Annotated in this window: 17 protein-coding genes; 13 read left to right on the top strand and 4 right to left on the bottom strand. The window is 40.5% G+C overall.

Features of this window, described 5'->3' with window-relative positions; translation table 11 throughout:
* From DW862_RS22300 to DW862_RS22280, 5 genes are all read left to right on the top strand, one after another.
* A partial coding sequence (locus DW862_RS22300) for a SusC/RagA family TonB-linked outer membrane protein (protein WP_243636522.1) occupies positions 1–2791 on the top strand: 2791 nt, incomplete at its 5' end.
* Positions 2792–2808: 17 nt separating this feature from the next.
* Positions 2809–4359 carry a SusD/RagB family nutrient-binding outer membrane lipoprotein gene (locus DW862_RS22295; RefSeq protein WP_117808913.1) on the top strand — a complete coding sequence of 517 codons (1551 nt, stop codon included), beginning with the start codon at positions 2809–2811 and terminating at the stop codon, positions 4357–4359.
* A 27-nt stretch (positions 4360–4386) separates the two neighbouring features.
* Positions 4387–5520 carry a glycoside hydrolase family 18 gene (locus DW862_RS22290; protein ID WP_120070487.1) on the top strand — a complete coding sequence of 378 codons (1134 nt, stop codon included), beginning with the start codon at positions 4387–4389 and terminating at the stop codon, positions 5518–5520.
* 8 nt (positions 5521–5528) lie between these two features.
* A complete protein-coding gene (locus DW862_RS22285; RefSeq protein WP_120070484.1) occupies positions 5529–6728 on the top strand; it encodes a DUF1735 and LamG domain-containing protein in 1200 nt (399 codons plus the stop codon).
* Between the two features lie 23 nt (positions 6729–6751).
* Positions 6752–7705 carry a DUF4999 domain-containing protein gene (locus DW862_RS22280; RefSeq protein ID WP_182425148.1) on the top strand — a complete coding sequence of 318 codons (954 nt, stop codon included), beginning with the start codon at positions 6752–6754 and terminating at the stop codon, positions 7703–7705.
* A gap of 731 nt (positions 7706–8436) precedes the next feature.
* On the opposite strand, the gene DW862_RS22275 is transcribed toward DW862_RS22280, so the two are convergent.
* Complete coding sequence (locus tag DW862_RS22275; protein WP_120070481.1) at positions 8437–9429, bottom strand: FecR family protein; 993 nt, start codon at positions 9427–9429, stop codon at positions 8437–8439.
* A 164-nt stretch (positions 9430–9593) separates the two neighbouring features.
* Between DW862_RS22275 and DW862_RS22270 the strand changes: the two genes are divergently transcribed.
* The 6 genes from DW862_RS22270 to DW862_RS22245 are packed head-to-tail and all read left to right on the top strand — an operon-like array spanning position 9594 to position 18353.
* Positions 9594–10202, top strand: coding sequence for an RNA polymerase sigma-70 factor (locus DW862_RS22270; RefSeq protein WP_008640553.1), 609 nt, complete (start codon positions 9594–9596; stop codon positions 10200–10202).
* A complete protein-coding gene (locus DW862_RS22265; protein ID WP_004313620.1) occupies positions 10199–10825 on the top strand; it encodes a YhcH/YjgK/YiaL family protein in 627 nt (208 codons plus the stop codon). Before DW862_RS22270 ends, DW862_RS22265 begins: the two co-directional genes overlap by 4 nt.
* A gap of 8 nt (positions 10826–10833) precedes the next feature.
* Positions 10834–14004, top strand: coding sequence for an exodeoxyribonuclease V subunit beta (locus tag DW862_RS22260; RefSeq protein WP_120070475.1), 3171 nt, complete (start codon positions 10834–10836; stop codon positions 14002–14004).
* The gene (locus tag DW862_RS22255; RefSeq protein ID WP_120070472.1) at positions 14001–14618 is read left to right on the top strand and encodes a radical SAM protein; all 618 of its coding nucleotides are present in this window, start codon (positions 14001–14003) and stop codon (positions 14616–14618) included. Before DW862_RS22260 ends, DW862_RS22255 begins: the two co-directional genes overlap by 4 nt.
* Complete coding sequence (locus tag DW862_RS22250) at positions 14611–15444, top strand: energy transducer TonB (protein ID WP_120070469.1); 834 nt, start codon at positions 14611–14613, stop codon at positions 15442–15444. Before DW862_RS22255 ends, DW862_RS22250 begins: the two co-directional genes overlap by 8 nt.
* 29 nt (positions 15445–15473) lie before the next feature.
* Positions 15474–18353: a PD-(D/E)XK nuclease family protein gene (locus DW862_RS22245; RefSeq protein ID WP_120070466.1), complete on the top strand. Its 2880-nt coding sequence runs from the start codon at positions 15474–15476 to the stop codon at positions 18351–18353.
* A 147-nt stretch (positions 18354–18500) separates the two neighbouring features.
* On the opposite strand, the gene DW862_RS22240 is transcribed toward DW862_RS22245, so the two are convergent.
* The gene (locus tag DW862_RS22240; RefSeq protein ID WP_008017655.1) at positions 18501–19634 is read right to left on the bottom strand and encodes a hybrid sensor histidine kinase/response regulator; all 1134 of its coding nucleotides are present in this window, start codon (positions 19632–19634) and stop codon (positions 18501–18503) included.
* Positions 19635–19653: 19 nt separating this feature from the next.
* Positions 19654–20583: a UDP-glucuronic acid decarboxylase family protein gene (locus tag DW862_RS22235; protein WP_120070463.1), complete on the bottom strand. Its 930-nt coding sequence runs from the start codon at positions 20581–20583 to the stop codon at positions 19654–19656.
* Positions 20584–20783: 200 nt separating this feature from the next.
* Here DW862_RS22235 and DW862_RS22230 point away from each other — a divergent pair, with 200 nt between their 5' ends.
* Entirely contained in the window at positions 20784–21743 is a 960-nt protein-coding gene (locus tag DW862_RS22230) for a hypothetical protein (RefSeq protein WP_004313613.1), read from the top strand.
* Positions 21744–21979: 236 nt separating this feature from the next.
* Positions 21980–22939: a hypothetical protein gene (locus DW862_RS22225; RefSeq protein ID WP_008022188.1), complete on the top strand. Its 960-nt coding sequence runs from the start codon at positions 21980–21982 to the stop codon at positions 22937–22939.
* Positions 22940–23038: 99 nt separating this feature from the next.
* Here DW862_RS22225 and DW862_RS22220 read toward each other — a convergent pair whose 3' ends face one another.
* The gene (locus DW862_RS22220) at positions 23039–26266 is read right to left on the bottom strand and encodes a fimbrial protein (RefSeq protein ID WP_120070459.1); all 3228 of its coding nucleotides are present in this window, start codon (positions 26264–26266) and stop codon (positions 23039–23041) included.
* Between the last annotated feature and the right edge of the window lie 27 nt (positions 26267–26293).

Below are 26293 nucleotides of genomic sequence, written 5' to 3'. Positions count from 1 at the left end.
CTCCCAAACAATCACGCTTGCCAACGCACAACCTATAAAAGTAACCTTAGGAGAAGATACGCAAGTATTGGACGAAGTAGTTGTTACTGCATTGGGTATCAAGCGTGCAACTAAGGCGTTAAGTTATAATGTACAAGAGGTAAAAGGTGACGAATTGACAGCTGTAAAAGATGCCAATTTTATGAATTCACTATCAGGAAAGGTTGCCGGTGTTCAGATTAATAGTGGTGCAACCGGTGCTGGTGGTGCCACACGTGTTGTTATGCGTGGTATGAAATCTCTGACTAAAGATAACAATGCATTGTATGTAATTGACGGTGTACCTATTTTTAATACAGGAAAAAGCGGTGGCGAAGGATTATTTGGAGAGATGGGAGGATCAGATGCTGTTGCTGACTTAAATCCGGACGATATTGCTAGTATTAGTATGATGACCGGTCCTTCTGCGGCAGCATTATATGGTTCTGCTGCGGCAAACGGTGTTGTTTTAATTACTACTAAAAAAGGCCAAACAGAGAAAACTACCATAACAGTATCCAACAGTACTACTTTCTCTAAAGCATATATTATGCCGGATATGCAGAACCGTTATGGTACAAGTTCCGGATTATTCAGCTGGGGAGAATTGGCAAACCGTCGATATAACCCATCTGACTTCTTTGAAACAGGCTCCAATGTTATCAATTCGGTAGCATTATCTACAGGAAATACCAAAAACCAGACCTATCTTTCTGCTTCTACAACTAACTCCGGTGGAATTCTTCCGAATAACTCCTATAACCGTTATAATTTTACGGCACGTAATACCACCCATTTCCTGAATGATAAACTTACTCTGGATATCGGTGCACAATATATCGTTCAGAACAACAAAAACATGGTTTCTCAAGGACAGTATTATAACCCTCTCCCATCACTGTATCTATTCCCTCGTGGAGACAACTTTGACGAAATTCGTTTGTATGAACGTTATAATACTAACTACGGCTATATGGAACAATATTGGCCTTATGGTGATGCAAGTTTGTCATTACAAAATCCATATTGGATACAAAATCGCATCAACCGTACTTCCAACAAGAAACGTTATATGATGAACGCTTCTTTGAAATGGCAGGCTACAGATTGGCTCAATGTTGTCGGTCGCGTCAATCTGGACAATTCCGACTACCGGAATAAAAACGAAAAATCAGCTTCTACATTAACAACATTCTGTGGTGTAAGTGGTGGTTTTGAAGATGCCATGCGTCAGGAACGTTCTTTATATGCCGATTTCCTGGCTAATATAGATAAAACATTTGGTGATTTTCATTTAACAGCCAATGTTGGTGCTTCCATATATCATACTTCAATGGATCAGTTATATATTGCAGGTGACCTGGTTATCCCCAACTTCTTCCAGATCAACAATATTAATTTCTCTGCCAACTATAAACCGGATCCTACCGGATATGAAGATGAAATTCAAAGTATTTTTGCCAGTGCTGAATTAAGTTGGAAAAATCAACTGTATCTAACTGTAACCGGACGTAATGACTGGGATTCAAAACTCGCATTCTCCAAACAAAAATCGTTCTTTTATCCGTCAGTCGGTTTATCGGCTTTATTATCAGAAATGGTTAAACTACCAGAGGTGATTTCTTATGCTAAAATACGCGGTTCGTATACAGTGGTAGCCTCTTCTTTCGATCGTTTCCTTACTAATCCGGGGTACGAATACAACAGCCAGACACATAACTGGGCGAATCCGACCGTATATCCGATGGACAATATGAAACCTGAAAAGACTAAATCCTGGGAAATCGGTTTGAACTTGAAATTCTGGGGAAATCGTTTTAATTTAGACGCTACTTACTATCGTTCTAACACACTGAACCAAACATTTAAGGTAGATATCCCCTCTTCTTCCGGATATAAACAAGCGATTGTACAAGCTGGTAACGTGCAAAATCAGGGTATTGAATTAGCTTTAGGATTCAGTGATAAATGGGCAGGATTCGGATGGTCTTCTAATGCAACCTTCACTCTAAACCGTAACAAGGTGAAACGACTGGCAAGCGGTAGCGTGAATCCCGTGACAGGAGAAGCTATCCAAATGGATGAAATGAATGTGGGTTGGTTAGGTAAAGAGAATGTAGCTCCTCGCGTCATCCTGACAGAAGGAGGTTCCATGACTGATATCTATGTATACAACCAACTGACAAAAGACAATAACGGTAATATAAAAGTCGATCAGAATGGTAATCTGGGTATCACTTCATCAAACACTCCGGTAAAAGTAGGTAATCTGGATGCTGATTTCAATCTCGGATGGACCAATCATTTCACTTATAAAGAAATTGATTTAGGAGTTGTATTATCAGCCCGTGTAGGCGGATTAGCTTATTCGGCTACTCAAGGTATTTTAGATTATTATGGAGTATCCGAAACATCTGCAACGGTTCGTGATAATGGTGGTATACCTATTAATAACGGCAAAGTTAACGCCCAAAAGTATTACCAGACTATTGGTACGGGTGAAGGTGGCTACGGTCGTTATTATCTATATAGTGCAACCAATGTACGTTTGCAGGAATTAAGTCTAAACTATACACTTCCTAAAAGATGGTTTAAAAATGTGGCGAATGTTACTTTGGGTATTGTAGGACGTAATTTATGGATGATTTATTGTAAAGCCCCATTCGACCCGGAATTGTCTGCCTCTACCTCCAGTAACTATTATATGAATGTAGACTACTTTATGCAACCTAGCTTGCGTAACTTCGGTTTTAATGTGAAAGTTCAATTCTAAAAGAAAAAGCTAATGTTATGAGAAAATATTTAAGAAATATCACAGTCGGTGCCGCTCTGTTGTTACTGGCAGGAAATTGTACCGATAAATTTGAGGAGTATAATACGAATCAATATCAAATTCATGATGCAGACCCTGCGACTTTGATGAAGTCTATGATTGAAACAATTGTGAATATTCAACAGAATGACTCTCAAATGCAAGATCAGATGGTGGGACAGCTGGGCGGCTATCTATGCTGTTCTAACACATGGAGTGGTACAAACTTCAGCACATTCAATCAGAGTGATGCCTGGAATGCTACCCCCTGGAACACTCCGTTTGAAAAAATATATGGAAACTTTTTCCAAATACAGGAAGCAACTAATTCTACGGGACATTATTATGCTTTTGCGTGTATGATACGTGCAATAACGATGCTTCGTGTAGCAGACTGTTATGGACCGATGCCTTATAGTCAAGTAAAGAAAGGTAATTTTTATGTTTCTTATGATACTCAGGAACAAGTTTATGCAAATATATTAAGTGATTTAGCTAATGCTGCTGACGTTCTTTATAATTATTATGTAGAGACTAATGGTAACGCACCATTAGGTGCCAATGACCCGGTTTTCGATGGAAATTATTCAGGTTGGGCTAAGCTAGCCAATTCAATGCGTTTACGTGTTGCTATGCGAATCAGCGGAACATGGCCTGGCATTGCTCAAGAGGCAGCTGAAGCAGCAGTAACACATAAAGCAGGATTGATTGAAAGTAATTCGGATAATGCTATGCTTTCTTGTGGCACACAGAGTAATCCATATCAACTGGCAGCTGTAAGTTGGGGTGATCTGCGTGTGAATGCAAATATTGTAGATTATATGAATGCATATGGCGATCCACGTATGCCGAAGTTCTTTAATAAGTCTACCCTTGCCGGGAAAACAGATAAATATGTAGGTATGCGTACTGGAGATGCCGATTTTAAAAAGGCAGATGCAGCAGGATTCTCTATTCCTGCATATACGGCAACTTCTAAATTAATGGTTTTCTGTGCTGCAGAGACAGCGTTTTTACGTGCAGAAGGAAAATTGCGTGGTTGGAATGTCGGTTCTAAAACAGCAAAAGCCTATTATGAAGATGGTATTAATTTGTCAATGGAACAATATCAGGTTTCAGCCACTGAATACATGAAGATTGACGAAGCTCCTGTCGTATCACATGAAAGTGATGCTGTGCAAAATGCTACTGCTACAATTACCAATACAGTGAGTGTGATGTGGGATGACAGTGAGGCTGACAACGTAAATGGAAAGAATTTCCAACGTGTCATTACTCAAAAATGGATCGCCAATTATCCATTAGGATTGGAAGCATGGGCTGAATATCGCCGTACAGGTTATCCGGAACTTTATCCTTGTATCGACAATCTATCAGATTGTGGTGTGAGCAGCCAACGCGGTATGCGTCGTTTAAGCTTCCCTTATACAGAGGCACAAAACAATAAAGCCAATTATGATCTGGGAGTAGCAGAACTAGGCAGTGCTGATAACGAAGCTACTGACTTAAAGTGGGCTAAGAAGAACTAATTTATATAATGCATAAAAAGAACTTTTATGAAGAAAATTTATTTATTATACATTGTACTCATATCACTGGCAACGACCTCATTGATCGGTTGCAGTGACTGGACGGAATCGGAAACAAAAACTTTTCCCGAATCGATCGTATCGGATGAATATTATGCGGCCTTGCGTGCCTATAAGCAGACAGATCATCAGGTAGCATTTGGTTGGTTTGGTGGCTGGAGTGGTGAAGGCGCTTTTATGAAAAGTTCTCTGGCTGGTATCCCGGATAGCGTAGATATCGTTTCTATCTGGGATAATGGAACAAATCTTTCAGAAGCTCAACGTAAGGATATGGCTTTTTGCCAAAACATGAAAGGTACAAAAATTGTATACTGTTCAATTATCGGTTCTGTAGGAGACAAATTAACTCCTCAAAACATACTGGATAATTGGGAAGAAATGGGATATAATAGTAAGCAAGAAGCGATTAACGCATTTTGGGAATATCCTTCAGACGAAAGTAACATACAGGCAGTAGAAGTTTCAATACGCAAATACGCAAAAGCTATTATAGATACTTTAAATCTATATGGCTACGACGGATTTGATATAGATTATGAGCCTGTGGCTGGACCATACACAGGAAATATAGTTGATAAAGATGAACATTTGTTTTTCTTTATTGATGAACTAGGCAAGTATCTGGGTCCAAAGTCTGGAACAGGAAGACTACTGGTTATTGATGGTGAACCTCAAAGAATTACTACCAAGCCTGAAATTGGAACTTACTTTGATTATTTCATTATTCAGGCCTATAAACCTGGTAGTGATTCAAATCTAGACAAACGACTGATTGACGGTAAGGTTTGGGGACCGGGATTGGTAGAAACTTTCGGCGGAGTAATGTCCGAAGAGCTAATTACAAAAAGAACCATAATGACCGAAAATTTTGAGGCAACCGATGCTGCCATGGATGGTGGTTATCCTTATACCGACCGTTATGGAAATAGCATGAAATCTTTAGAAGGCATGGCACGTTGGCAGCCTAGAAATGGTTTCCGTAAAGGCGGGGTAGGAACTTATCACATGGAAGCTGAATTTGGTACCTCACCGGAATATAAGAATATACGCCGTGCTATTCAAATTATGAACCCGTCATCACATTCATTACTTAAAAATTAATGTAAACTATGAAACGTATGAATTATATAAAAATTTTATGCTTCTCCGCAGTCATTACAGGCTTAGGAAGTATAGTAAGTTGTGGAGATGCAAAATACGATACTTTAGATACACATGCTTATATTGAAGAAGCACTTTCCAGTACAAGTCAGAAAGTAACAGTACAAGCTTCTGGAGAAAGCTTTACTACCTTAAATGTGCATCTAAGTAATCTTTCTTCTACTGATAATCACTATAAGCTGGTCACAGATCAATCAGTATTGGATGCTTATAACCATATAAATGGAACCGGATATATAATGTTGCCCGAAGGATATTATACATTACCGGAAACCATTACAGTGAAAGCCGGACAATATGCTACTGATGCCCTTTCTATTGCTTTGAAAGCTTTTAGCCAGGAAATGATGAAGTCAGGAGAATCATATGCACTGCCTGTAAAACTTGTATTGCAGGATGGAAGTATTTCACCGATGGAAAATACCGGAACCTTTGTTATTTTGGCAGAAAGTATTATCGAATTTTCAGCTCCAATGTTTGTTGGCGCTCCTAGCTTAAAAGCTAATAAATTCACAGAATCTCCCGAAACGTATTCACAATATACGATAGAGGTTCGTTTTCAGGTAGCCAACACAGCTGACCGTGACCGTGCAGTCTTTAAGAACGGAGGAGATGATGCAAACTTCATCCTTTTACGTTTTGAGGATCCTCAAAGTGACAATGAAAATTATAAGGCACATTCATTAGTACAGATTGTAGGACGTAACCGGCTTTATTTGAATCCAAGTAATTCTTTCAAGCCAAACGAATGGCAACATTTAGCATTGGTCTGTGATGGTTCCAACTATCGACTTTACATAAACGGAGTTGATTCGGGTGTGTTGAGTATACCAACAGGAGCTACAACTTTCTCTGATGTAAATTGGTTCTGCTTAGGTGATGATTCTTATAGTAGATGGGGAAACTGTAAAATTTTGATGAGTGAAGCACGTATTTGGTCCGTAGTTCGTTCCGCTTCTCAAATTCAGAATAACATGACGCAGGTTAGCCCTAAATCTGTAGGTTTGGAAGCTTATTGGCGATTCAATGAAGGACAAGGTAATGTGTTCGAAGATGCAACCGGTAAAGGTCATACTTTGACAACTTCTGCTACTCCTACCTGGATTGACGGTATTTTATCTACAGATAAGGCTACTGAATGGAAATAGTAAAAATTAAATTGTATATGTATATGAAAAATATATTTCAATCACTATCAATAGCAACTCTACTCGGCTTGTTTGTCCCATTCATTTCGTCCTGTAGTGATGATGAAGAAGTTTTTAACGAGTGGAATGCTACGTATGTGTCTCTACAGAGAAATGACTATTTATCGGGGAATGTAAAAAAGTTCAATCTGACTCATGATGCGAATGGAATCGGAGGAGATGAAATTAAGATGGCTTTTACTGTAAAAACACAGAAAGCAGTCTCTACAGATATGGTTATCGCATTAAGTGCAAAAAGTGAAACAGAAGGGCTTGATGCAAGCCAGATCGTTTTAAGTTCCTCACAGGTTACTCTCAAAGAAGGACAGATGACTTCTGAAGAAATCACTGCAACGGTCGATCCAACGATATTCGCCAGTATCATGGAAAAAACAAGTTTCTCTTTCAGTGTATCAATCAGTAATGTAACTACCAATGATAAGAACACTGTCATTAGCAGTAATTTAAGTATCTTACCTGTCATCATTAATAAAGCTGCCTACTGTAATCTAAAAAGTGGTACTCCTAGCAATAGCCAACTTATCAGTAATCGTGCAGGTTGGATTGTTAATGTGGAAGAAGGAGTAGACGGCGCACCTAATAATTTAATTGATGGCAAGACTGGAACTGACGTTGCTCTGAATAATAAAGGCTTCTGGTTCACCGTTGATTTAGGAGAAACTAAGGTTTTAACAGGCATCAAAACGAATCATTGGGGAAATGCATATGCTCCTAGAGAAGTGGAAATATTACAGTCTGAAAATGGTACGACATGGAAATCATTGAGTTCATTAGCAATACCCGGTAATAGTACACAAAACATCACGTTCATCTCTCCTATTACTACGCGATATCTAAAATATCAGATTATCACTATCTCTACAAACGGTCGTACGGATGTTACAGAATTTAATGTTTACGAACCCAAAAGTGAATAAACATAATGAATAGGTAACATAGAAATGATAAAATAGAGGGTAATCCAATGGATTACCCTCTATTTTAGAAACATACTTCCAGACTATCAATCTATCTCCCAAAAGAATACTCCAGATCTCTACTTGTTAGTTCATCTTTGTACATCTTTCTTATGACTTATGGTTTTGAATTAAATTTCTCCTACTGAATCTTTACGCTATTATCCGGTTTCAGCCGTTTCAGTTTTGTTCGTAAACGCCTTGATAAAGAGCGATAACGGCTGAAACCGGATTTTTGTATCCCCCGCAGGAAGGGATTCTGGATAGGGAGAATGCTTTCAGCCTCTTAGGAGCGACATTGATATGTCGGATTAAAGTCGTTGACATGCCGGGTTAGTAAATCAGAGTCTCTATTCGCATAAAACGAAGGCTATGTTTCACTCAAACAGCGGCTCTATTGAAGGTAAATAGAGACTCTAAAAAAGAGACTATTTACATCTCCTTTTTGTTTTCAGGTTCGCGTTCAGCCAAAAGCACCGATGAAAAGGAACTTTTTAAGTAGACTGAAAGCTGAATGCGGTTTTTAACTAATTCTATTTAGATGGGCTCACCACGGTGAAGTTTGTTCAAAACTGCACCAAAACAAAATTTTCGATCAAACACTTGTTTCTCTAATGATCTAAGAAAGCCATAAAGGAAAGGGGGATTCTTAATGAGTTAAGAATCCCCCTGTAAAAAGACTTATTTATATCTTATTTCTTCATCACCCGAATAATCCGTCCGTCTTTCTTATAAGAAAAATGATTTGTATGCATCAAAACATTCAGTATTTCATCAGCAGTGCTATCAGTAGAGAATTCACCGGTAAACCGTTCTGATTTCAAAGCATCATCCTTATAGATAAATTTAATATCATACAACTTCTCCATAATATTGGTTATTTCCAATAAAGAATGTTGCTTGAATTCCAACTTACCTTTCATCCACAGGAGCACATCCGTAGGCTGGTTATATTCAATCAACTCTGCCTGATAAGTATCCGTATTCACATTCAATGTCTGTCCCGGTTTCAGTAAATAGCCATTCTCTTCCGTTCGTGGAGAATCCACCCGCACCAAACCTTGAAGCAAGGTAGTCACTACCCTATTCTCTTCTTCACGCGCACGCACATTAAATTTCGTACCAAGCACACAAGTCTTGATTTGTTTACTGTTTACGATAAATGGAGCATGTTTATCATGGGAAACCTCGAAATAAGCTTCACCCGACAAATCGATTTGGCGATCCGAACTCCAGAAAGAATTATGATAAACTAATTTAGAAGATGCATTCAGCCATACCCTACTACCATCCGGCAGTACAGTCTGTGCTCTCTGTCCGGCAGCAGTTATCACCTCATAATCTGAAAGTTTATTGGAAAGTAATCCCCAGGCAATTCCACCGGCAAAAACAAGTCCGGTAAGAAAAGCAGCAGACACAGTAGCATAACGTCCCCAACGGATTGAGATATTTTTCCGTTTAGTCTTTTTCTCCTTTTCTCTGATAGCCGACTTAAATTTATCTAATGACGCCTCTGTATCTATAGCATTCATCACCGCTATACGTTCACCTACAAAAAGAGTATAATAAAGTTGCTCTAAAGTTTTCCGATTCCCCGGTTCTTCCTCGCACCAAGTTTCCACCCGGGCAGCTTCTTCATCATTACATTCACCCTGCAGATAATTCAACAAGATAGTTTCATCCATGCTCATTTAACCTTTTTACAATAAAAAAACTATAAAACCTTTGTAGTAATACAGTTGTGAGTACAAATATACTAAACGAAAAAAGAAAAAAATATTTTTTCTCGCATTTTTATTTCATTTATCTACTTCTTTCATTATTTTTGTCTTACATAAATTAAAAGAGAATGCCACAATCTCCGATATATTTGGATATTAATAATAATAAGTCCGTCATCACTGCCTTAAAAGCAGGAGAGGAAAAAGTTTTTGACGTCGTCTACAGACATTATTTCCGTAGGCTATGTGCTTTTTGTTCTCAATACGTAAGTGAGCAGGAAGAAATAGAGGAGATTGTGCAGGAAACAATGATGTGGCTGTGGGAAAACCGTTGTACTCTGATGGAAGATCTGACACTCAAAACTCTTCTTTTTACGATTGTCAAGAACAAAGCCCTCAACCGTCTTTCCCATTTTGAGATTAAACGAAAAGTACATCAGGAAATCGTAGATAAATATGATAGTGAGCTCAATAACCCGGACTTCTATTTGAGTGATGAGCTTTTCCGTCTATATGAAGAAGCATTAAAAAGACTTCCGAAAGAATATCTCGAAGCCTACGAGATGAACCGTAATCAACATCTGACGCATAAAGAAATTGCCGAGAAACTGAATGTATCTCCACAAACGATTAATTACAGAATTGGACAAGCTTTAAAGCTATTACGAGTAGCTTTAAAAGACTATCTACCTTTATTCATACTTATTTTCGGACCTAATTTTTTCGAACAATCATGAAATCAAACTTCGTATTTAGTAGTTCAAGCCTGTTTATCGGACTTTTTCTTTTCTTCTTCACAGAAAATGTATATTCACAAGAATCTGCTGACAACTGGACTCTTAAACAAGCCCGCCAATGGACACAGAAACAAGAATGGGCGAACGGGCTGAAGGCAATGCCTCATAAGACAACCGATTATCAGGAGTTTGCCTCACAATATCACAAGAACAAGAAAGTGTGGGACAAGACTTTCCAATGGCTAGCTACCCACGACCTCGTAAATATGCCTGCCGGACGATACGAAGTAGATGGTGAACATTGCTACATCAATGTGCAGGATGCAACAACACAAGATGTCAGTAAACGTAAAATTGAAGCACACCGCCACGGCATCGATTTGCAATATGTAGTAAAAGGTACCGAACGTTTCGGAATTACTTCAGCCGAATATGCGGAGCCTATCACCGAATATAAACCGGATGTTACTTTCTACAAAGCCAAAAAAATAAAATATGTAGATTCCACTCCGGACACATTCTTCATGTTCTTCCCTAAAAACTTCCATCAGGCATTAGTAAAAGCCGGGAAAGAACCGGAAGAGATACGAGTAATCGTTGCTAAAATCGAATATATCCCTTAAACAAAAACATGAGTGAACTTTTAGTCTATAAAGCCTCTGCAGGTTCGGGTAAAACATTTACCCTGGCCGTGGAATACATCAAACTATTAATTTTCAATCCCCGTGCCTACCGGCAAATTCTCGCTGTAACCTTTACCAATAAGGCAACAGCAGAAATGAAGGAACGTATTCTTAGTCAGCTTTACGGCATACAGATAGGTGATAAAGATTCGGAAGCCTATCTCAACCGTATCAAAGAAGAGACAGGAAAAACAGAGCAGGAGATACGGGAAGCGGCAGGCATTGCCCTTAGCTATATGCTGCATGATTACAGCCGGTTCAGGGTAGAGACTATCGACTCATTTTTCCAATCTGTCATGCGTAACCTCGCACGGGAGCTGGAACTTAGTCCGAACCTGAATATCGAGTTAAACAACACCGAAGTTCTTAGTGACGCCGTAGATAGCATGATCGAGAAACTAGGTCCCACTTCCCCTGTCCTCGCATGGTTATTAGACTATATCAATGAGCGAATTGCCGATGATAAACGTTGGAATGTATCAGACGAAGTTAAAAGTTTCGGACGCAATATTTTCGATGAAGGCTATATTGAAAAAGGAGAAGGACTTCGGCAACGATTGCGTAATCCGAACACCATCAAAGAATACCGCAAACAACTGAAAGCTCTGGAAACGGAAATACTGGAGCAAATGAAAGGATTCTACGACCAATTCGAAGGAGAACTAGATGGCCACGCATTAACTGCTGATGATCTGAAAAACGGTTCACGCGGAATCGGAAGTTATTTCCGTAAACTGAATAATGGCGTTTTAAGCAATGATATCCGTAATGCCACAGTAGAGAAATGCTTGGAAGATGCCAAGCACTGGGCAACCAAGACTTCTCCCCGTTATGCGGACATCATCAACCTAGCTAATTCCAGCCTTATACAAATTCTGGAAGATGCTGAAAAGTTGCGTTCCAAGAATAATTTGTTGCTGAATAGTTGCCGGTTATCCTTGCAACATCTCAATAAAGTGCAACTTCTCGCCAATATCGACGAAGAAGTACGTCAGTTGAACCACGACAACAACCGTTTTCTGTTGTCAGACACGAACGCCCTGCTTCACCAACTGGTGAAAGACGGTGACTCCTCTTTTGTATTCGAAAAGATAGGGACAAATATCCATAATGTCATGATAGACGAGTTTCAGGATACCAGCCGAATGCAATGGGGCAACTTCAAACTGCTCTTGCTCGAAGGGTTGTCTCAAGGAGCAGACAGTTTGATTGTAGGAGACGTCAAACAGTCCATTTATCGTTGGCGGAATGGTGATTGGGGAATTCTCAACAGCCTGAATGACCACATCGAGCATTTCCCGATCCGTGTCAAGACGTTAGCCACCAATCGGAGAAGTGAAACGAATGTCATCCGGTTTAACAATCGAATCTTCACAGCTGCTGCCAACTATCTGAACGGAGTGTATAAACAGCAATTAGGCAAAGATTGTGAGGATTTGCAAAAAGCCTATGCCGACGTTGTGCAGGAATCTCCCCGAAGTACAGAAAAAGGATACGTTAAAGTCTCTTTTCTCGAACCCGACGAAGAACATGACTATACCGAGCAGACACTTATTAGCCTAGGATCAGAAGTGGAAAACCTCCTCACCTCCGGAGTACAGCTTAATGACATCGCCATCTTAGTACGAAAAAATAAAAGTATTCCCCGTATTGCCGATTACTTTGATAAGGAGCTACACTACAAAGTGGTATCAGACGAAGCCTTTCGCCTTGACGCCTCTCTTGCCATTTGTATGATGTTGGACGCCTTGCGATTTCTTTCCGACGAAAACAATAAAATAGCACGTGCCCAGCTGGCCATAGCCTATCAAAACGAAGTTTTACAAAAAGGATTGGATTGGAATACCCTCCTACTCCTCCCTGCCGAGAATTATCTTCCCGCCGCTTTTCTTGAAAAGATAAAAGAATTAAGGCTAATGCCTCTCTATGAGCTATTGGAAGAGCTTTTCAGTATATTCGAGATGAATCTTATCAAAGACCAGGATGCCTACTTATTCGCATTCTTCGATGCTGTCACTGACTATCTACAAAGTAACTCTTCCGAACTCGACGGATTCATCCGGTATTGGAATGAAACGTTATGCAGTAAAACAATTCCAAGCGGAGAAGTAGAAGGAATCCGGATTTTCTCCATACACAAATCCAAAGGATTGGAATTCCATACCGTGCTCCTCCCTTTCTGCGACTGGAAACTGGAGAATGAGACCAATAACCAACTTGTATGGTGTACCCCGCAAGCAGCACCATTCGACGCGTTGGATATTCTCCCTATCAACTACTCCACCCAAATGGCAGAATCTATTTATGGAAACGACTACCTGCAAGAACGTCTCCAACTTTGGGTAGATAACCTCAATCTGTTATACGTTGCTTTTACCCGTGCAGGAAAAAACCTTATTATCTGGAGCAGAAAAAATCAAAAAGGTACCATGTCCGAACTATTGGCAAACACTCTCCCAATCGTAGCTAAGGAAGAAGGTATTGATTGGGAAGAAGACTGTTACGAACAAGGACAACTATGTCCGTCAGAAAAAGAAAGAACAAAGACATCAACCAACAAGCTAACCCAGAAACCGGAAAAGCTCCCTATCCGGATGGAATCCATGCGCCATGATATTGAGTTTCGTCAGTCCAACCGTTCAGCGGACTTCATCCAGGGAATTGAGGAAGAAGATTCGGACGACCGCTTTATCAACCGCGGGCGTATGTTACACACCCTGTTTTCTGTTATTGAAACAGCAGAAGATATAGATCCGGCCATCGAACGACTTATTTTTGAAGGAGTGATCAGAAATGATGAGAAAGAAAAAGTAGCCCGCGAAGTTGCAACGAAAGCTTTTTCTTCTCCTGAAATTCAAGATTGGTATTCCGGAAAGTGGACATTATTTAATGAGTGTGCCATTATCTATAAAGAAAAAGGAGTGCTGCAAACCCGTCGCCCGGACCGCGTAATGATGAAAGACAACCAGGTTGTTGTGGTTGATTTCAAATTTGGTAAGGAAAACCCTAAATATAATAAACAGGTAAAAGGCTACATGCAACTACTTACCAAGATGGGATATAAGAATATCACCGGTTACTTGTGGTATGTGGATGAAGAAAAAATAGAAAAAGTATGAAAGCAGTTCCCCTCATTGGCATCGCCCGCCATCGACTAACTATTGACGGTGAAGGAGTTACAACATTAGTTGCTTTTCATGGTTGCCCGTTGCGTTGCAAATACTGTCTCAATCCGACATCTTTGCAGCCCGATGGTGCTTGGGAGAGTTATGATTGTAACCAGCTCTACGAGGAAGTACGCAAAGATGAACTTTACTTTTTGGCGAGTTGCGGCGGAGTCACATTTGGCGGTGGAGAACCTTTATTACAAAGCGAATTTATCAGGCAATTCCGTCAACTCTGTGGCCCGGAATGGAGAATCACTGTCGAAACCTCTCTCAATGTTCCGCAACAGAATGTAGAAGAACTGATTTCTATTATAGACAATTACATAGTCGACATCAAAGATATGAATAATGACATCTATCAGCGATATACCGGAAAGAATAATGAAAACGTCTTAGGTAATTTACGATATTTAATCGGGCAAGACAAAACCAAGCAAATCGTTATTCGGACACCACTCATCCCCTCCTATAATACGGAGAAGGATATTGACCAAAGCATAGAACTTCTGAAAGAAATGGGAATTACCCAGTTCGACCGGTTCACTTATAAAACCCCTAATGATTAATGACATGGTACGAGGAAAACAAACTTGCAAAATTTTAAAAGAGATTCGTCGGCAGATAGCTGAAGCGAATGATATTGAATTCATCACCTCTGAATGTCAGTATCAGGGAGACTGTTTGGGCACTTGTCCCAAATGCGAAGCGGAAGTTCGTTATTTGGAGCAGCAGCTTGAACGAAAACAGATAGCGGGAAAAGCAATCACAGTATTAGGCATATCTGCAGGGCTGATAGCCATGACTCCAATGACTTCATGCACTAATTCGGCTAATAAAGGAATGAATAAAGAAGTGTCTAGTGATACAACTTCCTATGAAAATCTCATTATGGGAGAGCCTGTCCCCACTCCGGCAGAAGACACCATCATTGCCTCCATAAAAGATGCACCACCTCCCCCGCCACCAGCGCCAACACCCGATGATGTGCTAGAAGGAGATATTTGTGAAGAACCACCTGTAGTAGTTGGATTTATTGCCCCCGATATATCAAATACTTCACTGTCGGTTAGCGATACACTGGAAGTAGCTCCGGTTATGCCGGAATTCCCGGGAGGTCAACAAGCATTAATTCAATTCCTTGGAAAAAAAATAAAGTATCCGACAGTCGCTCAAGGAGAGATGGGACTACAGGGACGTGTAATTATCCGGTTTGTTGTTGATAAGGAAGGAAATGTAGTCAACCCCAAAGTTGTACGCAGCGTAGATCCTTACTTGGATAAAGAAGCATTGCGCATCATCAACCAAATGCCCAAATGGAAACCGGGAGAACTGGAAGATGGTACTAAAGTAGCTGTTTATTTCACCGTTCCAGTTATGTTCCGGGCACAATAAATATATGAATTAGAAAAAACTTAATTAATATGCAATCATTTCTCCAACTAGTCGCTCACGATTTATATGCCAAAATAGGAAATGACCTGTCACGTACAGCACTCATTTTCCCCAATAAACGTGCTAACTTGTTTTTCAATGAATATTTGGCAGGAGAATCCGATCAACCGATCTGGTCACCAGCCGCCATGAGTATTAGCGACCTGTTTCAGAAACTATCAGTACAAAAAAGCGGTGACCCTATTCGATTGGTTTGTGAGCTTTATAAAGTATTCAAAGAGGAAACACAGAGCCAGGAAACATTGGATGATTTCTACTTCTGGGGAGAGTTGTTGATTAGTGATTTTGATGATGTGGATAAGAATATGGTTGATGCCGACAAACTATTTAGTAATCTGCAAGATCTGAAAAACCTGATGGACGACTATGAATTCCTCGACAAAGAACAGGAAGAAGCCATTCAACAGTTTTTTCAGAATTTCTCCATTGAAAGACGAACCGAACTCAAAGAGAAATTTATTTCCCTTTGGGACAAACTAGGCACTATCTACCATCATTACCGGGAAAACCTGACAGAGCTAGGCATCGCATACGAAGGCATGCTCTACCGGAATGTGATTGAACAACTCGATACCGATCAACTCAAATACGACAAATACATATTTGTCGGTTTCAATGTACTGAACAAAGTAGAAAACGAATTTTTCAGAAAGCTGAAAGATGCAGGCAAAGCACTCTTTTATTGGGACTACGATATTTTCTACACCCAACAAATCAGAAAACATGAAGCCGGAGAATTTCTGAAACGTAATCTGAAGGAATTTCCGAACGAACTCCCGGAAAGCTTTTTCGACACCTTCAAAGAACCGAAAAAAATACGTTATATTTCCGCTTCCACCGAGAATGCACAAGCCCGTTTCCTCCCCGAATGGATCAAAATGATTACGGACAATCATTCACAAATCGCTGAAGAAAAGGAAAAAGAAAATGCCGTAGTACTTTGTAATGAAGCCCTGCTGCTCCCTGTACTTCATTCCATTCCGCAGGAAGTGAAGAATGTCAATATCACCATGGGATTCCCATTGGCTCAAACTCCTGTTTATAGCTTTATCAATGCCGCTATGGAGCTACAAACCAACGGTTATCGCTCCGATACCGGCCGATTCACTTACGAGGCGGTATCAGCCATATTGAAGCATCCCTATACCCAGCAAATCTCATCCCATGCCGGTCCACTGGAACGCGAACTAACCCAAACAAACCGCTTCTATCCACTTCCATCGGAACTGAAGCAAGATGATTTCCTGGCTACCCTCTTCACTCCCCGTAATGGCATTAAAGAGCTATGCGATTATCTGATTGAATTAATCAAAGATATTTCAACCATTTATCGCAAAGAAGGGGAATACAATGATATTTTCAATCAACTTTATAGAGAATCCCTCTTCCAAAGCCATACCAAAATCAACCGTCTCTACAGTTTGATTGAAAGCGGAGAACTAAGTATACGCACCGACACCCTGAAACGACTGATTACCAAAGTATTGACAGCTTCCAATATTCCTTTCCACGGAGAACCCGCTATCGGAATGCAAGTTATGGGAGTATTGGAAACACGTAATCTGGACTTCCGGAATCTCATCATATTATCTCTCAACGAAGGACAACTCCCCAAATCCGGAGGAGAATCTTCTTTTATTCCCTATAACCTCCGGAAAGCTTTTGGCATGACCACTATCGAACATAAGAATGCAGTGTATGCCTACTACTTCTATCGTCTGATACAGCGGGCAGAAAATATCACTCTGCTCTACAATACTTCCTCAGACGGTCTCAACCGTGGAGAAGAGTCCCGCTTCATGCTGCAATTACTCGTGGAAGGTCCGCATGATATCACTCGTGAGTATCTGGAAGCCGGACAATCTCCGCAAAGCATCCAAGAGATACAGATAGAAAAAACACCTGAAGTACTAAGACGAATTTATCGTACTTACAATAGCACTAATCCTTCATCGGTAATTCTCTCCCCTTCCGCTCTCAATGCATATCTTGATTGCCGGTTGAGATTCTATTACCGTTACGTAGCGGGATTAAAAACACCGGATGAAGTCAGTGCAGAAATTGATTCAGCTTTGTTTGGAACCATTTTCCATCTCTCTGCCCAATTGGCATACACCGATCTGACTGCCAATGGAAAAATGATACAGAAAGAAGATATTGAACGCTTATTACGTAATGAAGTAAAGTTGCAAAGCTATGTCGATCAAGCCTTCAAGGAAGAATTATTCAAGGTCGCTCCCGAAGAAAAGCCCGAATATAACGGCATACAGCTTATCAACTCCAAAGTAATTGTTTCCTATCTGAAACAATTACTCCGCAACGACCTTCAATATACTCCTTTTGAAATGGTCGCCATGGAAAAGAAGGTTTCAGAAGAGATAACCATACAAACGGGACAAGGACCGTTCACTCTCCGCCTGGGTGGGACAATCGACCGTATGGATGCTAAAGAAAGTACCCTGCGGATTGTTGACTACAAAACAGGAGGAAGCCCTAAGATTCCAGCCAACATCGAGCAACTGTTTACACCATCGGAAACACGCCCGAACTATATCTTCCAGACTTTCCTGTATGCCGCTATCATGAGCCGGAAGCAATCATTAATGGTAGCTCCTGCCCTGCTCTACATTCATCGGGCAGCATCGGAAAGCTATTCGCCTGTTATTGAAATGGGAGAACCCCGCAAACCGAAAATACCGGTAAACAACTTCGCCTTTTTTGAAGATGAATTCCGTGAACGCTTACAGGCATTATTAGAAGAGATCTTTAATGAAAAAGAGCCTTTCACGCAGACAGAGGACACTAAAAAGTGTTCGTATTGCGATTTTAAAGCTATCTGCAAGCGATAGATTAAATTAAAAATTCAGGCACGAATTAGACGGATCACGGTTTTTCCAATTATCTTAAACCGTGTAATTCCGTGTAATCCGTGCCTGAATAAAATATAAAGAAGTTTCAACGCATCCTTTAACAGAGACAAAAACGCATTGAATCAATTATTTTTCAAGCAATGGAATTGAGAAACTAAATGTAGATCCGTCTCCCTTCTTTGAAGTAAACCACAGTTTACCACCATTCTTGACAACAAAGTCCTGACACAATAATAATCCGAGTCCCGAACCTTCTTCATTATTTGTACCGAAGGTACTGAAATGAGTATCAGTGTGCAACAACTTCTTCTGATTTTCGTCATCAATACCGCAACCACTATCTTTCACACTTACGATTGCCATACCATCTTCCTCTGTCAGTGACACCACTACTTCCGAACCTTCATTGCTAAACTTGATCGCATTGCTGATCAAATTACGAATCACTGTCTTAATCATGTCAATATCAGCACGAACAGCCACATTTTCTACAGGCACATCTTGTACTATCTTAATATTTTTCAGGCTGGCCACCATCGTAAAGATTTCACTTACGCCCTCTACGACTTCCACCATATTAATATCCTGATAAACCACTTTCAGCTTACCAATCTGACTCTTCGTCCATTTCAGCAGATTATCAAGCAATGAGAATACATCTTCTGTTGTCTGATTAGCCATCGTTAGCAATTCATACATCTCATCACCGATTGTATCACTCGGCAAATTCAGAATCAGCATATTCAATACCATCTTGATAGATCCCATTGGTGAACGCAAGTCATGTGCAATCACAGAATAGAGTTTGTCGCGTCCCATGATCGTCTTACGCAACTCTTCCGTTTGTGCAACAATGATTCTTTTCGCTGCAACCAACGAAATCTGATGCGTCACACGAATAATCAATTCTTCTTTATTGAATGGCTTTGAAATAAAGTCATTACCACCCACCTGAAATCCTTTTACGATATCCGCCGTACTGTTTAGAGCAGTCAGGAAGATAATGGGAATTTCAGCCATTTCGGGGTCCGCTTTCATTTGTTGAGCTACCTCAAAGCCACTGATATCCGGCATCATTACATCCAGTAATACAAGATCCGGATTTTCCTTCTTCACTTGTTCCAACGCCTGCGTTCCATTACCGGCAGTCACAATTTTAAATTTTTCGTTAGTCAAAAGTACCTTTAATAAAAGGACGTTTGAAATCACATCGTCCACAATAAGGACTTTATATTCAGAAGGATTAATTTCCATATTCATAATTTTCTTTTTTTATGCTTCAGACATTTTTAAAATATTCAATCATACGCTTCAACCCCTCTTCAAGTTCAACAGTAGGCTGCCAGCCCAATTTCTCTTTAGCCAATGTAATATCCGGTTGGCGTTGCTTCGGATCATCATCCGGTAAAGACTTAAATACAATCTTCGAAGATGAACCGGTCATACTAATGATCCTTTCCGCCAATTCCAATACCGGAAATTCATTCGGATTCCCCAGGTTTATAGGACCTGTAAACTCGTCCTCCGTATTCATCATTCTTATCATTCCTTCAATCAAATCATCAATATACTGGAAGCTGCGCGTCTGCTTCCCATCACCATATATCGTTATATCTTCATTATTCAACGCTTGAAGAATAAAATTAGAAACAACCCGTCCGTCATTCGGCAACATTCGCGGACCATACGTATTAAAAATACGGATAATCTTCACACGCACATTGTTCTGACGGTGATAATCCATAAATAACATTTCTGCACAACGCTTTCCCTCATCATAGCAAGACCGGTATCCCACCGGATTCACATTTCCCCAATAGCTTTCCGGTTGCGGATGAACGATTGGATCTCCATATACCTCGCTCGTAGAAGCTTGCAGAATCTTGGCATCCAGTCTCATTGCCAATCCCAGCATATTAATAGCTCCCATCACAGATGTTTTGGCAGTTTGAATCGGGTCATGTTGATAATGAATGGGAGATGCCGGACAGGCCAAATTATAGATTTCATCTACTTCAGCCGAATAAGGATAAGTGACATCATGCCTCACCACCTCAAAATGATGATTATCCATCAAGTGAATGATATTATCTTTCGAACCCGTAAAAAAATTATCCAGGCATATCACGTCATGACCTTCGTTTATAAGCCGTGTACAGAGATGAGAGCCTATAAAACCGGCTCCGCCACTTACCAATATTCTTTTCATTCTAAATATTTCTATTGTTTACTAAAGAGACGCTGTCTCTTCGTTTTGTTTATGGTCACAAATGTAACCGATTTGCTTAAAATAAACAATTTTCGGAGAGGATATTTTAAAAAAAAGAAGATTTAAATAGTTTCAATTTCCGAAACAACTTGCCACTGACAAATGTTTATAATAAAAAAGTATTATTTATTAGAACTATTATGATGACAAATAATCCAAATGCAAACCTCATAGAAGCGATGAAGGAAAAGCTCCCGCTCAAAGGGCAACTGGCAGATATGTTAATGGACACGCTATACATAGGAAAAGAGGCAGTATATAGAAGATTGCGCGGTGAAGTACCTTTCACCTTGCAAGAGTCGGCTCTTATTTCAAGAAAACTGGGTATATCGCTAGACAAGATTATAGGACTAAGTTTCAAATCGAACGCCATGTTCAATATAAACATTGTAGATTATGACGACCCGTTCGAGAGTTACTACAATATCCTTGAAAAATATGTCTCGCTGATTAATACGATGCCGGATGACCCGAATTCTGTAATGGGAACTTCCGCCAACATTATTCCACAGACTCTCTATCTGAAACATGAGCTTCTGGCTAAATTCCGTTTATTCAAATGGATGTACCAGAATAAATATATTGATTGCAAGAGTTTCGAAGAGTTGGATATTCCACCGAAACTGGTCAATATCCAAAAAGACTATGTAGCAATGACACGTCATATCCACTCCATAGACTATATATGGGATAATATGATTTTCCAGCATCTCATCAACGATATTCAATACTTCGCCAGCATCCATCTCATTTCCGACGAAACAAAAGAAGAAATCAAAAAAGAATTATTCTTATTGGCGGATGAACTGGAAGAACTGGCTATCAACGGTAAAACAGCCGATGGCAATCGTGTACGCATCTATGTGTCGAATATCAACTTTGAGGCAACATATAGTTATGTAGACACCAATAACCTGCAACTGAGCCTCATACGTATTTATTCTATCAACTCCATTACCACGATGGACAACGAAATTTTCTGTACCTTGAAAGAATGGATTCAATCTCTGAAAAAGTTCTCCACTTTGATATCCGAAAGCGGCGAAATGCAGCGTATTCAATTCTTCAAGCAACAGCGAGAAATTATTGACGCTCTTTAATTTTATTTTCGCAGATTAGAACTTCAAAAAAAATTAAGTTCCAATAAATGAAAGTAGATAAGAATCTTATCTACTTTTTTTCATTCCCTGTTCCCATCCTACCCACTTGATTCCCAATCAGAAAAAGACCTGTACGCTCATCTCTGTTTTACCACACAAATCTTTCAAACACAAGACGTAATTTTGCATAGAATGTATCACAGAGATTATTAACATTAAAATTAAAGGAACAAACAATGAAAAATGGTATTCTAAACGAATTAATATCTACAATGAGGGAGCGAATTCCTCAAGATATGAATCTGGCCAATACTTTGGCTGACATTTTATGCATGGGAAAGGAAGCTGTCTATCGCAGATTGAGGGGTGAGGTGTCTTTTACAATAGACGAAGTAGCACTGCTTTCTCAAAAACTCGGTATTTCTATCGACCAGATTGTCGGTAGCCATGTCTCTAATAAAGTTACTTTCGACCTGAACTTGCTTCATGCTTCCAGTGCGCTGGAAAGTTATTACGAAATAATCAACCGTTATCTGCAAATTTTCGACTATGTGAAAACAGATAATACGACGGAGGTGTATACTGCATCCAATTCCCTGCCCTTTACACTTTATTCTTCCTATGAGAATTTGTCTAAATTCCGTCTTTGCCGATGGATGTATCAGAATGGAGATATAAAGACGCCACATTCTTTGGAAGAGATGTCTGTAGATGAACGGATCGTCAATGTACATAAGAAGCTGAGTGAAAGTATAAGGCAGTGTCCAAAAACGTTTTTCATCTGGGACACAAATATCTTTTATTCTTTTGTGAAAGAGATCAAGTACTTTGCCAGTCTGAATCTGATAAGCAAGGACGATGTCATGCATTTAAAGGAAGAGCTTCTTCAGTTACTTGGCGTGGTAGAACATCTGTCCATAAAAGGAGAGTTCAGCGAAAACAAGAAAGTATCTTTCTATCTGTCCAATATCAGTTTCGAAGCCACTTACAGTTATATCGAGAAACATGATTACCAAGTCAGTCTGCTGCGGGTATATTCTATCAACTCGATGGATTCGCAAAGCTCATATATCTGCCAGATGCAACGCAATTGGATTCAATCGTTGAAGCGCCACTCTATTCTGGTTTCGGAAAGTGGAGAAGCACAGCGTATTGCTTTCTTGCAAAAGCAGTTGGAAGTTATCAATACGTTGTAAACAATTGTAGATTTTAGGATATAAAGGAAAGGGGGAAAAGACGAGCTGTATCAGAATGTTGTTTATCTTCATTCTGATACAGCTCTTTTCTTTTAGCTTTTATTCTATTGTGCGCACACAACGATACCAAGCCCAATCTGTGGATTCTCCAGTAGTCCATGCGCCGAATTCTCCATTATTATGTCCGACCACCCAATAGCCGCCATCGCGTGAAGTCAATGTCCAATGTACAGCGCTAATCTTCTCGAATCCGCTCCCTGTCCAAGTAGTCGAACCACCGAAACCTTGGTTTTCAATGCTGGTAACGGCCCCTCCCATACTGAGCACCAGATACATCTCACGCTGGGTAGGCAGACGCCAGCCACTCCCTTTGTTTTCGCATGCCGCTTTTGCTTCCGACCAAGTTTTACCATTACTACTGGTATTTTCAATCTGAAACTTAGGAGCAATCTTATTCATCGCGTCACTTGTACCCGGAGTTTCACCTGAAGCAAATAATACCGAAGGATCCGTTCCTCCACTGGCATCACGAGAGACAATAGTGACCCCCGAGGATTCTACCGTTAGATAAGGGTACTTCTTTCCACTATTTGTATTATTCCTCACGCAACGGAAATAATTATTCTTGCTAATAGATTCGGAATCCAAAAAACCTGCCGACATCTCCATCCAAAAACGGGTAGCAGAGCCTTTAGCCTCATAGTATGATGAAGTCCAGTAATTACCGGTCCAGTTTTGATACCACCCATATATATTCTGGCTATCATGATTATTATAATTCTCTGCATTGCCACCCAAAGCATTTTCATAAGCGAATGACAGCAACAGTTCACTGGCAGTAGGCAGACGCCAACCATCGCCTATATTCCTACAGATATCCTCCGCATCGGCTACATTTTCCAACCGTCCCACACTTTGCTTCGTCTCGCCTATTTCCTTATAATATAGCCTGTTATCAAACCGAAGTGGATAAAGATAGAAAAGAGGTTCCCCTGCAGTTGTGTAAGATTTGGTTTCGGATACCATCTGAAGGTCAATCGTACGATAAAACGGGAATTCTTCATCCGACACAGTATGCATTACATTTCTGAACGTGATTCTTATCGTTCCACTTTTTCCCTCTTTCCACTTGCCAGGGTGAAGCTTCAGCCTAAAATCGTATCCGTGGCCAACCACATCATTACCCTTTCCGTCATTATAGCCTATGATAGACTCAAGATACATCTTGTCGTCCGCATTCTTTCTGCCTATAATTACATCATTATCCGAATCGGTCCGAATCAGTCCGGTACCATCATCGTTCGTTATATTCAATTCCTCAATATCCATAATTTCCCAATTGTTATTGACAAACAATTGCAAGTATTGCTCCGCACCCAGATTGACTTTATAAGTACGGCTATTGACTGTAGTGGGAATATATCGGAATGAGAATTCCAACTCCCCTTGATTGATGGGGAATTGTACACGAGTGAGGTATCCCTCCTTATCGTACAGGCCGAATAAGATGAAATCCCAACGCCACCACCAACCTTCACCATCTTCAACAGTACCATCACCTGCTCTTCGCGGATTAGGCTGTATGGTAAACGCCTGCACCCTTTCACTGAATGGTACCGTATTCGTCCTGTCTAATTGCGGAATTAAACCGCCGGCATTATATTGGATCATACCGATATCGTTAGCGTCAAAAAGTTTACCTTCTATCTTATCCACGGAAAACATGACATACACCGTCTGCGGTTCGAGAGGGAGTTCGTCACCATCGGGATTTCTAATCGGGAAAAAAAGACCTCTCTCCAACACATTTCCGTATGCATCGACAAATTTGATAATTCCCGGATCTATCGTATACTGCGTCACTTCAATATTGTGAGTCAAGCGCCCTGCCGTCAACGTAACAGTAGCCTTACGCTCAACACCTATATTATCATTATTAAAATAAGGAATCTTCAATTTGAGTTGGGTATCATCGTTCGCAACGCCCGACGCCGCATCGGCTCCACCTTCAAATTTGAGCCAGTCGCTCCCTGCAGTAACGGTGGCCTTCCAACCGCCGGGATTGTCAGTAAAAACGTCTATGGCATAACTATTATTCTGGTATTGAGTTACAGCGACCTCCGATTCACCCACTCCGAGCATATATTGCCCATTGTAGACTACATCTTTGACCTTATCACGGTCATAGTGTATCAATCGGAATTTCAGGTTGGACATGACTGTATAAGATGCCAACGCCTCGCTAAAACTTTTATAACCGATTCCCAACGCCTTAGTAATGGTAATGATGTATTTATGGTTTCGCTTCAAGGACAAATATTCCACCTGCTCTCCTGTATTTCCGGTTTTGGTAAAATCCACCCGGTAAAATGTCGATTCGCCCGTACCGATTCTTCCTTTCACAATCAGGCAAGTAGCATTCTTACGGCTCGCTTCTCCATCTTGTCCCACACCACCGACATCCTCTGCTGCTATAGATTCAAATGTATAAATCTCCCCTTCGTAGGGTGTGTTGCCATTTACGGAGTAAAGAATTGCATCCCCTTCTTCCGTCATTTTACCACTGTTCACAGGGAGAACCGGAGTATCCGGAGCCGGGTCAGTAACCTGCCCGTTCGTGTTCCATGCCGGAGCAATGTATCCGGTGGTATTGTAATTAGCCAGGTAAACCTCTTCGACCGTGAAATTCGAAGTGGCACTGTTATTACGGATATCGATGCGCGCCAGCATACGTTTCATATTTATGCCAGTTATCGGATCCATCGAAGGAGTGATTTTGCTTATTACCTTCTCCCCGTACATCGGAATCCGCGTATACCCATCAGTCGTCGAACCGTCTGCCAGCCATTTGCCGGTCTGGGCGTGGAGCATCTTTTCCATTGCCTCAACCTTGGTGGTCGTTCCCTTTATGAAGCCCGGCACAATATTATCAAGTTCCTTATTTGCCACAACCACGATGCAAGTAGATGCGGTAGTGGGAGAAAGCACAGCAGAGAAACTCACAGTGGAATTGTCAGCCAAGTCCTGAGTAACTCCTGTAGCGCTGACGCATTCCAGGTATACCGCCGGTGTTTTTGACATATCAAAAACAAGAATATCCACCGTTTCTATTTCGTCTTCTTTCTTTGCTGTTCCCGTTCCAGTCATCGTACGCGAAGATACGGACGGGAGGTTTACATCGGGAACCGTTAATGTAAACCGGATACCGTTTCCTGTTGGAGAAGGTGTCGACCCTAATTCTTCCTGTACGCATCCGGTAAGCCATACCGTCATTAACAAAACAGGCAAAAGATAGCACCTTCTTATGATTGAAATCCCATATTGCATATTTCTATTTCCTTTCCTTAAACTTTA

This window comes from Bacteroides sp. AM37-9, assembly GCF_003603455.1.
In the GTDB taxonomy this organism is placed as follows: domain Bacteria; phylum Bacteroidota; class Bacteroidia; order Bacteroidales; family Bacteroidaceae; genus Bacteroides; species Bacteroides xylanisolvens.
Note: the sequence above shows the minus strand (reverse complement) of the source record. Positions and strands in the feature narration are given on the sequence as shown.

Coding starts and splice junctions, on each gene's coding strand:
- DW862_RS22295 (WP_117808913.1), top strand. CDS start 2,809: ATGAGAAAATATTTAAGAAATATCACAGTCGGTGCCGCTCTGTTGTTA.
- DW862_RS22290 (WP_120070487.1), top strand. CDS start 4,387: ATGAAGAAAATTTATTTATTATACATTGTACTCATATCACTGGCAACG.
- DW862_RS22285 (WP_120070484.1), top strand. CDS start 5,529: ATGAAACGTATGAATTATATAAAAATTTTATGCTTCTCCGCAGTCATT.
- DW862_RS22280 (WP_182425148.1), top strand. CDS start 6,752: ATGAAAAATATATTTCAATCACTATCAATAGCAACTCTACTCGGCTTG.
- DW862_RS22275 (WP_120070481.1), bottom strand. CDS start 9,429: ATGGATGAAACTATCTTGTTGAATTATCTGCAGGGTGAATGTAATGAT.
- DW862_RS22270 (WP_008640553.1), top strand. CDS start 9,594: ATGCCACAATCTCCGATATATTTGGATATTAATAATAATAAGTCCGTC.
- DW862_RS22265 (WP_004313620.1), top strand. CDS start 10,199: ATGAAATCAAACTTCGTATTTAGTAGTTCAAGCCTGTTTATCGGACTT.
- DW862_RS22260 (WP_120070475.1), top strand. CDS start 10,834: ATGAGTGAACTTTTAGTCTATAAAGCCTCTGCAGGTTCGGGTAAAACA.
- DW862_RS22255 (WP_120070472.1), top strand. CDS start 14,001: ATGAAAGCAGTTCCCCTCATTGGCATCGCCCGCCATCGACTAACTATT.
- DW862_RS22250 (WP_120070469.1), top strand. CDS start 14,611: ATGATTAATGACATGGTACGAGGAAAACAAACTTGCAAAATTTTAAAA.
- DW862_RS22245 (WP_120070466.1), top strand. CDS start 15,474: ATGCAATCATTTCTCCAACTAGTCGCTCACGATTTATATGCCAAAATA.
- DW862_RS22240 (WP_008017655.1), bottom strand. CDS start 19,634: ATGAATATGGAAATTAATCCTTCTGAATATAAAGTCCTTATTGTGGAC.
- DW862_RS22235 (WP_120070463.1), bottom strand. CDS start 20,583: ATGAAAAGAATATTGGTAAGTGGCGGAGCCGGTTTTATAGGCTCTCAT.
- DW862_RS22230 (WP_004313613.1), top strand. CDS start 20,784: ATGATGACAAATAATCCAAATGCAAACCTCATAGAAGCGATGAAGGAA.
- DW862_RS22225 (WP_008022188.1), top strand. CDS start 21,980: ATGAAAAATGGTATTCTAAACGAATTAATATCTACAATGAGGGAGCGA.
- DW862_RS22220 (WP_120070459.1), bottom strand. CDS start 26,266: ATGCAATATGGGATTTCAATCATAAGAAGGTGCTATCTTTTGCCTGTT.